Origin of the sequence: Bacillus haynesii (genome assembly GCF_014042035.1) — a bacterium.
GTDB classification, from domain to species: Bacteria; Bacillota; Bacilli; order Bacillales; family Bacillaceae; genus Bacillus; species Bacillus haynesii.
In genome coordinates this window covers 3,124,035-3,138,647 of record NZ_CP059494.1, presented here as the reverse complement: position 1 = coordinate 3,138,647, position 14,613 = coordinate 3,124,035, and the positions used below count along the sequence as shown (strand labels likewise).

At 45.7% G+C, this 14,613-nt stretch carries 13 protein-coding genes; 4 read left to right on the top strand and 9 right to left on the bottom strand.

From position 1 onward, the window contains the following. Nucleotides 1-141 precede the first annotated feature (141 nt). Nucleotides 142-1,101 carry an iron-hydroxamate ABC transporter substrate-binding protein gene (locus tag H2R00_RS15565; protein WP_182069682.1) on the top strand — a complete coding sequence of 320 codons (960 nt, stop codon included), beginning with the start codon at nt 142-144 and terminating at the stop codon, nt 1,099-1,101. A 26-nt stretch (nt 1,102-1,127) separates the two neighbouring features. Here H2R00_RS15565 and H2R00_RS15560 read toward each other — a convergent pair whose 3' ends face one another. Next, entirely contained in the window at nt 1,128-1,529 is a 402-nt protein-coding gene (locus tag H2R00_RS15560) for a hypothetical protein (RefSeq protein WP_182069681.1), read from the bottom strand. A gap of 208 nt (nt 1,530-1,737) precedes the next feature. Between H2R00_RS15560 and H2R00_RS15555 the strand changes: the two genes are divergently transcribed. Beyond that, a complete protein-coding gene (locus tag H2R00_RS15555; protein WP_154999275.1) occupies nt 1,738-2,106 on the top strand; it encodes a VOC family protein in 369 nt (122 codons plus the stop codon). A gap of 66 nt (nt 2,107-2,172) precedes the next feature. Here H2R00_RS15555 and H2R00_RS15550 read toward each other — a convergent pair whose 3' ends face one another. The 5 genes from H2R00_RS15550 to H2R00_RS15530 all read right to left on the bottom strand — a co-directional run bounded on the left by H2R00_RS15550 (nt 2,173) and on the right by H2R00_RS15530 (nt 7,834). Beyond that, nucleotides 2,173-3,261 (bottom strand): acyltransferase family protein, encoded by a 1,089-nt coding sequence (locus tag H2R00_RS15550; RefSeq protein WP_154999274.1) that lies wholly within the window; start codon nt 3,259-3,261, stop codon nt 2,173-2,175. Between the two features lie 144 nt (nt 3,262-3,405). Beyond that, a complete protein-coding gene (locus H2R00_RS15545) occupies nt 3,406-5,292 on the bottom strand; it encodes an FtsX-like permease family protein (RefSeq protein ID WP_182069679.1) in 1,887 nt (628 codons plus the stop codon). Further along, a complete protein-coding gene (locus H2R00_RS15540; RefSeq protein WP_154999272.1) occupies nt 5,267-6,031 on the bottom strand; it encodes an ABC transporter ATP-binding protein in 765 nt (254 codons plus the stop codon). Before H2R00_RS15540 ends, H2R00_RS15545 begins: the two co-directional genes overlap by 26 nt. Before the next feature lie 91 nt (nt 6,032-6,122). Next, nucleotides 6,123-7,130, bottom strand: a complete 1,008-nt coding sequence (locus tag H2R00_RS15535) for a sensor histidine kinase (protein WP_182069677.1) — start codon at nt 7,128-7,130, stop codon at nt 6,123-6,125. Next, a complete protein-coding gene (locus tag H2R00_RS15530) occupies nt 7,127-7,834 on the bottom strand; it encodes a response regulator transcription factor (protein ID WP_182069675.1) in 708 nt (235 codons plus the stop codon). Before H2R00_RS15530 ends, H2R00_RS15535 begins: the two co-directional genes overlap by 4 nt. A 181-nt stretch (nt 7,835-8,015) precedes the next feature. Here H2R00_RS15530 and H2R00_RS15525 point away from each other — a divergent pair, with 181 nt between their 5' ends. Next, a complete protein-coding gene (locus H2R00_RS15525) occupies nt 8,016-8,387 on the top strand; it encodes a YxeA family protein (protein WP_154999269.1) in 372 nt (123 codons plus the stop codon). Nucleotides 8,388-8,415: 28 nt separating this feature from the next. Here the strand turns inward: H2R00_RS15525 and H2R00_RS15520 are convergent, their stop codons facing one another. Beyond that, nucleotides 8,416-10,101 carry a methyl-accepting chemotaxis protein gene (locus H2R00_RS15520; protein WP_154999268.1) on the bottom strand — a complete coding sequence of 562 codons (1,686 nt, stop codon included), beginning with the start codon at nt 10,099-10,101 and terminating at the stop codon, nt 8,416-8,418. Between the two features lie 163 nt (nt 10,102-10,264). Beyond that, a complete protein-coding gene (locus tag H2R00_RS15515) occupies nt 10,265-11,689 on the bottom strand; it encodes an alanine/glycine:cation symporter family protein (RefSeq protein WP_182069673.1) in 1,425 nt (474 codons plus the stop codon). A gap of 313 nt (nt 11,690-12,002) precedes the next feature. Between H2R00_RS15515 and ald the strand changes: the two genes are divergently transcribed. Then, complete coding sequence (ald, locus tag H2R00_RS15510) at nt 12,003-13,133, top strand: alanine dehydrogenase (RefSeq protein ID WP_182069671.1); 1,131 nt, start codon at nt 12,003-12,005, stop codon at nt 13,131-13,133. 162 nt (nt 13,134-13,295) lie between these two features. On the opposite strand, the gene ganB is transcribed toward ald, so the two are convergent. Next, nucleotides 13,296-14,561: an arabinogalactan endo-beta-1,4-galactanase gene (gene ganB / locus H2R00_RS15505; RefSeq protein WP_154999265.1), complete on the bottom strand. Its 1,266-nt coding sequence runs from the start codon at nt 14,559-14,561 to the stop codon at nt 13,296-13,298. Between the last annotated feature and the right edge of the window lie 52 nt (nt 14,562-14,613).

Below are 14,613 nucleotides of genomic sequence, written 5' to 3'. Positions count from 1 at the left end.
CAAATTAACCAAAACAGCACTAATCATACTTAGCAAAAAAGTGATAGACGAAAGAGGGATTGATCTGCTATATTTACATTGATAATGCGAATCATTATCACTTAGAGAATTTCATATGCTTTATATCAACAGGAGGGTCAAGTGAAAAAGAACTTATTGATAATCGGTTTAGTTATGCTGTTGTGTATAGTGGTCAGCGCCTGCGGAAGCGGCAATTCGTCAAACGGTAACAAAGAAAAAGCGGCTGAAGAAACGACAAGAACATATCAATCAACGCGTGGAAACGTGGACATTCCAACACATCCAAAGCGCATCGTGACAGACTTTTATGCCGGAGAGCTGTTCACGGTCGGCGCCAATGTCGTCGGCTCCGGCTCGTGGTCTTTCTCCAATCCATTTTTAAAGGACCGCATGAAAGATGTAACGGATTTAGGCGACCCGATTAATGTGGAAAAAGTCATGAAACTGAAGCCTGATTTAATTGTCGTGATGAACGACGAAAATTACGACAAACTGTCCAAAATTGCACCGACCGTTGTGATTCCTTATAACACGGCGAAAAATGTTCAGGAAACCGTTAAGATGTTCGGCGACATTGCAGGCGCTAAAGAAGAAGCTGAACAATTCCTTGCCGATTTCGAACAGAAATCGAAAGCAGCGAGGAAAAAAATTGCTCAAGTCGTCGACAAAAATGCTACTTTCGGTATTTATGAAAACACGGAAAAAGGCCAATTCTGGGTGTTCAATGACAACGGCGGCCGCGGAGGCCAAGCCGTGTACAATGCACTCGGCTTAAAAGCGCCTGAAAAGATTCAAAAAGACATCTTCAAAAAAGGTGAAATCAAAGAACTTTCCTTGGAAGTCGTACCTGAATATGCAGCCGACTACATGTTCGTGACAGACTATAACCCGAACGGCGACAGCAAAACACTGAACAAGCTGAAGCAGTCTTCCATTTGGAAAAACCTTGACGCCGTCAAGAATAACCGTGTCTTTATCAACGACTTTGACACGTTCTACCCGTACGATCCGATCTCTGTCAGCAAACAGGTTGATTTGATTACGGAGATGCTGGTGAAGCGTGAGAAGAAGAATAAGTAAAAAAAGCTGGAATTTCCAGCTTTTTTTTATTGTTTTCTTTCTTGTATGCTTGAAAGCTTAAAAGCAAATTGAAAGATAAAAAAGAAAGGAATGTAGAAAAGAAAAAACATCAATATTTGAAATAATGCCCCTTCTAAAGTAAATGGATATGAAATGTCATGAAACAAAAAAGATAATCCCATCCAAACAACAAAGGCAAAAAACGCAGCTTTAAAGCCAAGTCCCCTCTTTTTTCTCAACAGACCTTTGCTCACGAGCCTAATAGAATAATAGCCACTGCCAATGAAAAAAAGAATGATCAGCAAGAGATTGCTCGGTATCTCGTATACTGTCGTGATAAAGATGGAAATAAAGATTAGTGAAAGAAGAAGCACAAACCCTTCATATCCAATTTTTCTTTCCTGCTCAGCTTTTTTATTTTCACTCATTTCGTTCGCCTCCTTTCTACTGTTTTCCATTTAAACCAACAGAAGTCATGTTAACAACAGTCATTCATGAAAACAATGATTTAACACGCATGCCGCCGCTTCAGCTCATCACTCCTGTTTCACGTGAAACAAAAAATGCAGCGAAAAATAGATATTTTGGAATCAATTGCGCAAAATGAAAATAATAACAAAAAAGGGGGAGATCATAATGGGAATTGAAAAGGTTGGACAAATCGGGGTACCAGTTCAAGACTTGGAGCGGGCTTCGGCATTTTATCAGGATGTACTGGGCCTGTCCCTTTTATTTCGGACAGATCGCGTGGCTTTCTTTGAGTGCGGCGGACTGCGGCTTCTTCTCAGCCTCCCGGAAAAAGACGAATTTGCTCATGCAAGCTCCATCATTTATTTTCAAGTTGAAGATTTGCCAGCAGTATATAATGAAATCGCAACAAAAGGCGTTTCTTTTCCAATAGAGCCGCATGTGGCCGCGAAAATCGAGCAAACGGAAACCTGGATGGCCTTCTTTAAAGATACCGAAGGAAATACCCTCGCTTTGATAAGTGAAGTGCAAATATAAAAAAGCGAAAAAACCTTGCGGCACAATCCGCCGCTCTGGCTTTTCGCTCTATCAATAGCTATGACGTTAACCCGCATGATGACGTACTTTTTGCTCCATTCGCCTCTTTTTCGGCACATAAATTTTTCCGACAAACATATAGCCGTACTTCAATTTATTGACGGCCCAGGATATGAAAACCGCAGCACCTGTAGATATGAAAAACAAAAGCAAAACAGCCGAAACCGTACCGATGCTGTCAAGGGTGGTCAAGATGACCAATCCGAAAATCAGGATAAAAGCGTGCAATAAATAAATAGAAAAAGAATAGTTGCTGATCATCATGATCAGCTTCGGCACCGACTTCAGTTTTGAAAACAGGTGAAAGCATAAGAAAATGATGCTTGTCGAATAAAGCAGGATATCCGGACGCTTTGACGTCACCGCGATGTCTTGTCCGAAGTAAGAAACCGCTACAATGAAACATCCGGTCACAGCAGCCGCTGCATACACCGTATGCCTGTATCGTTCCAGCAATGCCAAAAAGCTCTCGTAATTCTTGCCGCAATAATAGGCCAAACAAAAGTAAAAGAGCCAGCCGGGAAACGGCACCCACGAAAAAGGAAACGGCGCCTCCTCCTGAACAACCGGAGGATGAATGAACGTGAAATAGCTCAAATAAGCCGCTGTGACCACAAAAGAAACCGAAAGCACCCATTTAGGCGACGCCTTTTGCAAAAATGAATGGAAGCACATGTGCAGCAAGTAAAATTGAAAAATGACGAGGATGAAGTAACCGATGAAATTCCCCAAGAATATATTCGTCAACAGTTTTTTAATAATGACCGATGCATGAAATTGCTGCATCATCAGACCTGCGGTCATAAAAGCATCCAAAACAGCGATAAATAGAAAAGGGATGAAAATTGTTTTAAACCGCTTTTTTAAAAACCCGTCCGGAACGCCGCCAGGGTAAGCATGCGCGAGCAAAAATTCGGAAATAAAAATAAACGCCGGCGTACTGAACATCAGGAGCGTTCTGAAAGATTCAACAACCCGAAAAACCGCATCTCCCAGCATGTCCGCCCGCACAATGAGCACCATCGATATCGCATGAAGCAAAACAACGCTTAAACAGGAGATACAGCGAATAACAAATATTTCTTTTACTTGCAAATCGATCACTCCTCTTTCAAATTTGAAATAATATCAAATTAACATAATCATCCAAATGAGGAAAGAGGCAAAATACATAGGTATGTTTATCCCAAATTTGCCGGCTGCAAGTATAAAAAAAGATTAGACGCAGTCTAATCTTTTTTAAATCGCCGCTTTTATCTGTTTTGTATAGTAGAAGCGGACGATGAAGTAATACATGACCTGGATGGCGAAGAACACGCCGAGCACCATTGCGGATTCCTTGAACAGATTGTACTGAAAGGCATGCGATAGAGCGGTCAGCGCTACAGCTCCATGGACAAGGGCAACAGCGATGGGCGCGAAGAACAGGATGCCGATCTGCCTGTTCAGCACTTTATGCAGTTCGCGGTCTGTTAAGCCCATTTTGGCAATCGATTTGAATTTCTGTTTATCATCGTCCAAATCGGTGTACAAGCGGAAATAGAGAAAGCTTCCTGCTGAAACGAAGAAGACGATTCCGATAAACAGTCCGATAAATAGTATCGGGCCATATCCTTTGCTTAGATCATATATCTCATAATCTACAGCCCCGAAATACATGTAATCCAGTTTCTTTTGCAAAGCCTCCCCGGCTTTCACTAAAGCCATGCCATCTGCTTCTTTTGCCTGCCATGCATAGAACCGGTTTTCGCTTTTCGGTTTTTTCAGCTGTGCGAAATCATCGTCTGTCACAATATAATAGCTGGGTTCAGATAACGCTTTTGAACGGACCGTTTGGTTAGCCTTCAGCTGTTTTCCGGTTGCAAGAGGGATTGACGAAGGGAGCGGCTGGTCGTCATCTCCCTGAAGGCCGATCTTGACATCATACTCGGCAGCTGCGGCTTTCCCGTCTTCAAGCTTGATATGGTCGGCCCCGACGAGATCGGCAAACTTGTTATAGTCAGATTCTTTAACAATCAGCATGTCCTTGCCGTCTACATCGAAATATTGAAGGACAGCTGAAGCTTTGTCTGTTTTAATATTTCTTTCATCCAGTGTGTCATTGATGAAATCCACGTCTTTTTCGATGTCTTTGTTTGTTTCCGGCGGTTTATATGAGAACGTATGCGGGTTCATCTCTTTAATTCCGTTTGTCAGCAGAGTTTGGAAACCGTACAGCGTCCCAATGGCGCTGAACGCGACAGTAGAGATAATGGCCACCATAAAAAACGTCCGCGCATTGTCTTTCATCCTGTAAGACAGATCAGAAAACAAAATCATATTCGTTTTCCGCCAAAACAGGGTTTCCCGTTTTTTGAGCCTGCGGATCACATAAACACTCAGTTGCGTAAACAGCAGATATGTGCCGATAATAACAACAATTGTCACCGGCACCATCGCCACAAGAACGCCTCCTTCTTTGACAATCAAAGCGGTGTAATAGCCGCCGGCAAGCAGCACAGCAGCAACCAGCGTAAGCAAGGCAGATGCTTTCGGCTCCCCTTTGGAGATTTTGTTCCCTTTTAACAGAACAATCAGCTTCTCGCTCCTGAGCACAAACGACACAAGAAAAGAGATAAATAAGAACAGACCGTTAAAAGAAATAAACGTCACAATCATCGCCATCAACGGGAAGTAAAAATCGAGCTTGTTATCAATAATCAGGACATTTTCCGCTGTGAGCAGTATCAATTTGGCGAAGACGAGCCCGAGCACAATCCCGCCGATTGTCGCAAAAAATCCAATCAGCATATTTTCAAGAAATACCATCATGCGAATTTGGCGCATCGACATCCCTTGAATCATTAAAACGCCGAATTCCTTTTTTCTCGATTGAAGAAATGAACTCATCGAGTACAGCACAAAGAAAAAAGAGAAGACAAAAATAATGCCGCCGGCGACCAACAGGCCAAAGGATGCATGCTGCCCGATGCCGGAGGTCAAAGAATCACTTGTCATCACCGGGTGGAAAGCAAAGATCGCGAATGCGAAAAAAACCATCACCGTAAACATGCTGCTGAGAAAATAAGCGGCATACAGCCTTTTGTTGCGAATGACGTTGTTAAACGCGAACTGACGAAAGGTCATTTGCATCCCCTCCCAACAAGGACAGTGTATCGAGAATCTTTTGGAAAAACGCTTGGCGGTTATCGCCGCGGTTGATCTCCGAATACAGCTTTCCGTCCTTAATAAAGACGACCCGGTTGCAATAGCTTGCCGCCTGAGCGTCATGCGTGACAAGCATCATGGTCGCTTTTTCGTTGCGGTTGATCGATTCAAGCATTTCCATCACATCTTTGGATGACTTTGAATCAAGGTTGCCCGTCGGCTCATCGGCAAGCAGAAGCTTCGGCGAATGAATCATCGCTCTCGCTACCGCGGCGCGCTGGGCCTGGCCGCCTGATATTTCATATGTGCGCTTTTTCATGATCTGGGTAATCCCCAGCTTTTCGGCTAAATCGTTTGCCTTCCGCTTCATTTCCCTGACCTTTTCGCCGTCAAGCGTCAAAGGCAGTACGATGTTTTCTTCAACGGTTAATGTTGGCAGGAGATTAAAGTCCTGAAACACAAATCCCAGCTCTCTGCGGCGAAATTTAGCCAATTTTTCTTTTTTGAGAACATGCGGATTTTGGCCGTTGATCAATATTTCGCCCGTCGTCGGTTCATCGATCGTTGCAATCATATTTAATAGGGTCGTTTTTCCGCTTCCCGACGGCCCCATAATGCCGACGAATTCACCTTTATCAATCGTTAGGTTAATATCCGTTAACGCGCGGTACGCAATTTTTCCTTCGTAAATCTTACTGGCTTGTTTGACCTGAAGCATCACAAGATCTCCTTTCACCTTTAACTTTCGATCTGTGATCAGTTTACCTGAATCTCTTGTTGATGAACTATCGATTCTTCTTTCACTTTCATTACATCGATGTAAGGTTTTGCGTAGCCGTGAAAATCAGCCGGATTGTCGTGCCTTGCCCTTCTTGTGAGTCAAGTTCGATCCGGTGGCCAAGCTGGTCAGCCGCCGCTTTTGCCAAGTAGAGACCCATTCCGGTTGATTCTCTGAAACGGCGTCCGTTTTCTCCTGTGAAAAACGGGTCGAATACCCGCTTTTGATCTGTATCCGGAATACCGGCGCCGAAATCTGTCACTTCCAATACCGCTTCCGAATCGTTTTCACAAACAGAAATAATAACCGTATTGCTTTTTCCTGCCGAATATTTGACCGCATTGTTGACAAACTGGGAAATGATGAAAAACAGCCACTTTTCATCTGTTTCGACGGTGATACCTTTTTTGATTTCCTTGAACTTAGGATAAACTTGACTGCGAATGTAAAAGCGCTTGTTTTCGCGATTGACCTCGTGAACGATATCCGCCAATGCGACCGGTTTTATCCGGAAGTCCTGCTCGATCGTCCGCAGTCTGGCCATATAGAGAATCGTATTGAGGCCCGTTTTCATTCGCTCGGTCTCCTCGCGGATGCTGGATGATTCCGGTTCATCCAAATCTTGAGCCGTCAGTTCGATGACCGACAACGGTGTCTTCATTTGGTGCACCCATTGTTCCATGAAGGTCAAATGCTCTTTTTGTCCAAGCTCCAGCTTCTTTAATTCTTGGCGGTATTGCCTGTACTGGCTTTTCAGCAGCTGTTCAAGCGCTTCTGACAGAGGGGATTGGGGCTGATTTGATTGCCTGAAGGTGTCATCCAATGAATCCAGCCCGCTCGTCATCCGCTTGTAGAACTTCCGGCGCGTATAGTAATGGTAGAAAAGATAGCAGCCAAGAAAGAAAAAGCCGAGAAAAACGGCATAAAAAGCCGGCCTGATGCGCTGATATCCATCAAGCCAGTACACCAACAGCATCGTGATAAACTGCAGCACCTGCACGGCAATCAACAGATAGTGTTCTTTGAAAAAAAGCTTCATTCCTCTCCCGCCTTCACCCAGGATACATTCAAGCGGTAGCCCGCGCCCCGCACCGTTTCCACCGCATCTTCAATACCGAGCTCCTGAAACTTTTTTCTGACGCGTGTAATGTTGACATTAAGCGTGTTTTCATCCACATAGGCCTGATCATCCCACAGCTTGGCCAGCAAATCTTCCCGGCCGGAAATCCTCGGGTGGCGTTCCATTAAGCTTTCGATAATATCGGCTTCTTTTTTCGTCAAAGCAGCCGTTTGACCGCCGAATGTCAGTTCAAGCCTTTCCGGATACAGCCGCAGTCCTTCTTTTTCGAGAAGCCGTTCCTCCGCCTTTGCCGCATACTCCCCGTAAGCCCGGCGAAGCTGGCTGCGTACTTTTGCCATGACGATCTCGGCGTGAAACGGCTTGGTAATAAAGTCATCTCCGCCGTTTTCCAATGCCATCACCTGATCCATTTCACCTGTCCGCGCCGAAATAAACAAGACAGGGCAAATCGATTCCTGTCGGATTTGCCGGCACCAGTAATAGCCGTCAAAGCTCGGCAGATTAATATCAAGCAGAACAAGATCAGGCGCGTTGCTTTTGAACTCATCCATGACACGGTCAAAGTCTTTCACTACATGAACGTTGTATCCGTATTTAACAATATGCGATTTTAACAGATCTGCAATCTTCGGGTCGTCTTCTACAATCATCACTTTTTGCATCTCGGTCTCTCCTTTTGTTTGGATATATTATGACACGAAGCGCTCTGATAAACAAAAGCCGCCTCATTCCGTCCTACCTTACAATCATGTAAGTGTACTGTAATATGAATCAATATCTTCTCCCTTAGCTTCTTTTATAAAATAATACCATCCACAAACTGAATGAAAGAGGAGAAGGTATATGAAGACACAAGCGGGCGGCCTGATTGCCGCTGTTCTGATCGCAGTTGCCGGTGTTTTTATCCTGCAGAAAGCGACAGGGGGCCTTGTGCCGCTGGCCGATGATTTCATACAAGGCCAAGGAAAGCCTGAGGCTTATTATCTCAAAGCTGAAGATCATGCAGAAAAGCTGAATAATGGAAAGTACAACTATACATTAACCGGATATGACGCGAGCGGACATAAACAGCAGATTAACGCAGAGGCAGACAAAAAACTGCTTCCCGGCGCTTTCATCAAAGTATGGGCGTACGGAACGAAAGGCAAAAGCTTGACTGAAGTACACGAAGAAGAAATCCCTGAGGGCGCTTTGGCCGCCATGAAAACCAATTAAAACCCCATCGCCTGATGGGGTTTTCTGCTTAATATTTAAATCGGTTGATGACGGTTTGTAGTTCTTCAGCCAATTGAGACAGCGATTCTGCTGCATAAGAGATTTCTTCCATCGAAGCCAGCTGCTCCTGGGTTGAGGAAGCAACCGCTTTTGTGCTGGCTGACGTTTCCTGTGATCCGGATGCCAATGTTTGAATGGTGTTTTGAACCATTTCGACACCTGATGTCAGCTGCTGAGTAGAAGCTGCGACTTCTTGGATTTGAGAAGCAACCTGTTCCACCAAGTTCAAAATTTCGTTGAAATTGCCGGTCGTCTCTTGGGACAGAGCGATTCCGGAGCTAACATTTTCTTGAACGACTTTAATATTATTTACCGTTTCTACCGATTCATTTTGGATCGTTGTGACCAATGATTGAATGTGGTTCGCGGACTTATTCGTTTCGTCCGCCAATTTCCGGACCTCTTCCGCTACGACGGCAAACCCTTTTCCTTGTTCTCCCGCTCTTGCTGCTTCAATTGCCGCGTTCAGCGCCAGCAAATTCGTCTGCTCCGAAATATCGGTGATGAGCGAAGAAATGTTGCTGATTTCCGCCGTGCTTGACACGAGCGCCTGCAGGCCGCTGCCGGCTGAGTCGACGGATTTATCAATGAAATTCATTTGTTCGAGCATTTTATGAACGGACTCGGAGCCGATTTCGGCTTTGTCTCTCATCGAAGACGACAAATCCGCTATGCTGCCTGTATTGGAGGCAACGGATGATAAACGGTCCAGCAATTCATGAATCGATTCCGAGCTTTTTTCTGTCATTTCGCTCTGCGTCATATTGCTGTCCGCAATCGCCTGCATCTCTTCCGAAATCAACTCGGAGGTCGATTTCGATTCCTCCGCGCTTGCCGACAACTGTTCAGAGGATGCGGCGACTTGTTCAGACGAGCTGCTGATCTGCTTCACAATTTGCGTCAGCGACTGAACAAAAGCATTGAAAGAATTTGCAAGTTGGCCGAACTCGTCTTTATTTTTGACGATCACTTTTTTGGTTAAATCCGCCTCGCCGTGGGCGATTTCCTCAAGCTGCTGATTCAGGCTTCTCAACGGTACCAGAATAGACTTCAAGAGCAGCAGGCTCAAAACAATTCCCAATAGGGCTGATACTCCTGTGACAATGATGATGACCCATTCGCTCATCGTCCCATTGGCTCTGATCTCTGCCTTCAGATCTTCCACCTCTTGTTCCAGGCTTTCGACCAGCTGATTGACAGACGGATCGAGGACATCTTTTCTTAATGTTCTTTCCTCTCCGAAATGGATCGATTCGGCTTTTTTAGGGCTTGAAGCGTAAGTCTGCATGACTTGTTGATTTAAATCCCAATAAGCCTTGAAATTTTCTTTAATTTCTTCGACGTTTGCTTTGTATGCTTCTTCCCGGATCAGTTTGCCGGCGCGGTCAAGACTCTTTAAAACATCGTCAGCCTTATCCTTCATTCCTTCACTGTATTCATTGTCTCCGTTCATAATAAGGCCTCTCTCGTCATTCGACAAGCCGGTCAGACGGTATTGAATATGCTTAATCTCTTTTTGAAATTCCATCTTGTCCTTAAGTTCTTCATTCTTTTTCACCGTAGAAGAAATCATAAAAACAGAGGAACCTCCGATTCCGAGGATTGAAACGACTAAAATTGATATGATTCCCAGCAGTTTTGTTTTCACTTTCATTATGGTGATCCTTTCTCCTTTATGTCATCAATGATGAAATGCAATTTTCAAATTAAATATCTTCTTCATTTCATAGTATCGACATTTTTCGTCAAAATTTGAGATTTTGTATGAATGTAAGCCGAAGAAAAAGCTCTGCCGGGAAGGCAGAGCTTTTGAATGATTAATGAATTGATTTACTTGGCGGACCCGCCGATTTGGTATGTTCATAGAAGTGATGGAAATAATCATTTGTCTCTGCTTTGATGACTTTCCAAAGCAGCAGGATGGCGATCAGGTTTGGAATCATCATCAGCGCATTCGCCATATCGGCAAACGCCCAGACGGTGACGAGGTTGGCAATCGTCCCGATGCCGCAGGCGAGGATGTAGACCAGCCTGTAGCCCGCAATTCCTTTGGAGCCGGCCAAATACTCGAAACACTTTTCTCCGTAAACATACCAGCCGACAATTGTAGAGAACCCGAAGAAAATCACCGACAGCGACACAATGTATTCGCCTGCCGCGCCGAGTACTGAGGCAAAAGCCGCGCTCGTCAATGCCCCGCCTTCCAGGCTGGCATTATGGGCCACACCTGATACCAAGCCGCCAGACGGGTCCCAGAAACCGGTAATGATAAGGGTTAAACCGGTCATCGTACACACCACGATCGTAACGATAAATGTCCCGGTCATTGCGACGAGCGCCTGTTTTACCGGATGGTCTGCACGCGCATTTCCGGCGATTAGCGCGGCCGTCCCAAGGCCTGCTTCATTTGAAAAAATACCGCGGGATACCCCGTTCCGAACCGCTTCAGATACGGCTATTCCAAGGAAGCCGCCGGCTGCGGCCACAGGGTGAAAAGCATAATAGAAAATCAGCTCAAAAGCCGGAATAATCTTGTCATAATTCAAAATCAGAATCAAAATCGCCCCGCCCATGTAAAGAAAAGCCATGATCGGTACAAAGAAGCTGGCAACCGTGCTGATCCGCTGGATGCCACCGAAGATAATGACGCTGACGAGAATGACCAGAATCAGCCCTGTCACCCAGTTTTCGATGCCGAAGCTGTTCTTCGTAATATCAGCGATCGTATTGGATTGGACACTGTTGCCTATCCCCAAAGCGGCAAAAGCTCCAAACAGCGCAAAGGCGATGGCGAGTCCTTTAAATCTGCGGCCGAGTCCGCGTTCGATATAATACATCGGCCCGCTTGAATATTCCCCTTTTTCATTTTTTACGCGGAATTTAACAGCGAGTAAGGCTTCCGCGTATTTCGTTGCCATGCCCAACAGCCCGACAACCCACATCCAAAAGATCGAACCCGGTCCGCCGAGTGTCAATGCCGTCGCGACACCTGCGATATTTCCGTTTCCGATCGTGGCGGCAAGCGCTGTCATCAAAGCTTTAAAATGGCTTACATCCCCTTCGGCAGCCGCGTCTTTGCTGTCTTCCTTGCCAAACCCGATCTTAAACGCATAGATCAGGCGGCGAAATTGCAGTCCTTTTAAAACAATCGTTAAAAATAAGCCTGTCCCAAATAATAAAATTAAACTGGGCGGCCCCCATAGTACCTTATTAATCTTGCCTAGTATTTCTAAGATATCCATATGACTCACTCCTGACAAAGATAACGCTTTCATAGCTGCATGAGATATTCTATCACAACGGAAAATGGTTATGTTTGTGAAATGACACAAAATGTAATCGCTTACATTTGTTTTTTTAACAAAGCTATTTTTAAAAGAAAAAAATTTTAAAAGATAACTTATCTCATCAAGCCTTTCACCTTATTCAACGTTCACCAATTTGTTAAATTTCACAAAAAAGCGCTTACATTTTTAATTTTACACACGATGCTCTTCCCGATTCAGAGATTTATACTAGCGATAGAATCATATTTCATTTGAGGGGGACGACATCATGATCATTGGAATTCCTAAAGAAATTAAAAACAACGAGAACCGTGTAGCCATTACTCCGGCCGGAGTAGTCGCGCTAAAAAAAAGCGGTCATCAAGTTTTAATCGAACAGGGAGCCGGACTTGGAAGCGGCTTTGATGATGCCGACTACAAAGCAGCCGGAGCGGAGATTTTGGTTGAAGCGAAAGATGTGTGGGGAAAAGCGGATATGGTCATGAAGGTGAAAGAGCCGATCAGCTCTGAATACGGCTATTTCCGAAAAGGACTTGTTTTATTTACGTATCTGCACTTAGCAGCTGAACCTAAGCTTGCGAAAGCGCTTGTGGACAGCGGCGTCACAGCCATCGCTTACGAAACGGTCGAAGTGAACCGGACGCTTCCGCTCCTGACTCCAATGAGTGAAGTCGCCGGACGCATGGCTTCACAGATCGGTGCGCAATTTCTTGAGAAATCAAAAGGCGGCAAAGGCATCCTGTTATCGGGCGTACCCGGTGTAAAACGCGGCAAAGTCACGATCATCGGCGGCGGAGTGGTCGGTACGAACGCTGCCAAAATCGCTGTCGGACTTGGTGCTGACGTCACTTTGATCGACTTGAGCGCTGAGCGCCTCCGTCAGCTCGATGACCAGTTTGGCAAAGACATTCAAACGCTTATGTCCAACCCGCTCAACATTGCGGAAGCCGTAAAAGACTCAGACCTAGTCATCGGCGCCGTCTTAATTCCTGGTGCAAAAGCGCCGAAGCTTGTCACAGAAGAGATGATTCAGTCGATGTCCCCAGGCTCAGTTGTTGTAGACGTGGCGATTGACCAGGGCGGCATTATTGAAACGGTTGATAAAATCACCACGCATGATGATCCGACTTATACGAAGCACGGCGTTGTCCACTATGCCGTCGCCAATATGCCGGGAGCCGTTCCACGTACATCAACGATCGGCTTAACAAATGTCACCATGCCTTACGCTTTGCAAATTGCAAATAAAGGCGTTGAACAAGCAGTCGCCGAAAATCAGGCGCTCGCTCTCGGCGTCAACGTTGCAAACGGAAGCATCACCTACAAGGCCGTCGCCCGCGACCTTGGATATGAATACGTACCTGTAGAAGATGCATTTCAAACGGTAACCGCTGGTTAAGCGGACTTTATCTCTCCGTCAAATGGATGGAGAAACATTTAAAAACTCTTTCTGACTGTCCTTTCACGAAAAAAAGGCCGGATATCATCCGGCCTTTTTTCATTGCTTTCCGGCAATCGGCGTTCGCCTTTATCTTAGAAATCGGCTACAAGTCAATTTTTGTTATGGTGTTCCCGTATCAACATATTTAAACACATGAAGCGACGGCAATGGACGTCCTTTAAAATCAAACAATGCCTGATTGTCTACGGCGCTGCCGCCAAACCACCTTCCTGCATCTTCCGGGTCATATTCAGCGGCATAGCTTGTGGCCCAGCCTGAGCCGTATGTCTCCCAAAGGGCTTTATTTTTCTTGAGCTGGTGAGCCGGCCCCACCGGAATCCATGCCGGTTCCCAATAGAAAACGCCGATTCCGGCTTCACCTACGTCGCTGACCGCTTGAATCACATCACGGACCGCGTTCGCCTGCCCTTGAACGGTGACCGGATAATTCAGTGTTTGACCGTTTTTAGGAGCTGTATTTTCGTGCCCGTCTCCGTCTTCAGCCGTATACGTATAAGATGTCTCGGCAACCATGACTTTTTTGCCGTACGTATCTGCGACTGATGTCAGGACGGATGTTAAATTCTTCAGCGTGCCATGCCAAAACGGATAATACGAGCTTGCAAACACATCGTAGTCTACGTGATGCCGATGAAGCGTCTCGGCAATCCAAGCGTACCTGCCGGACGTCTCCGGATTGGTAAAATGCAAGGCGACTAAAATATTCGAATCCGTCTCCCGGATCGCTTGACTCCCCGCATTGAATAATTGGCTCATCTTCCCCCAATCCGTTTCACCGGCAAAGCCCCCGTTTGTTTCGTTTCCGACCTGCACCATGCCAATGTCGATGCCCGCTGCTTTCATCGCTTCAAGGCTTTGTTTTGTATATTGATAAAGCGCCGTCTTTTTATCTTCGAAGCTTAGGTTCGCCCATGCTTTTGGCGCTTTTTGTTTCGCCGGGTCCGCCCAGAAATCGGAATAGTGGAAATCCGCCAGCAGCTTCATTCCGTTGGCAGTGGCCCGTTTTCCGATCTGAATCGCTTTTTCCAAATTATTGTTGCCCCCTCCATAGCCGTTGCCGTTGGCATCATAGGGATCATTCCATATGCGCACCCGGACATAATTGACGCCTGCTTCCTTCAGCGTTTTGAATATATCCTGTTTCATTCCGGATTCATTGTAAAAGGCGACGCCGCTCTCTTCCAAAGCGATGATGCTCGAAACATCAACCCCTTTTATAAAATCCTTGTGAAGCCCTGAGACCTTTTCGACAAAAAGGCCGCTTTCTGCCGCCCTTGAACCTCTGACGGCTTCCGCCGGACCGCTGGTTCCAAATGCGCCCAACACAAAAATCACCACCACAAAAACAGCCAGCACGTTTTTCATGAAGCTCGCTTCTCCCCTTTCATGATTGACACTAAACAAGAAAACGCTTTCA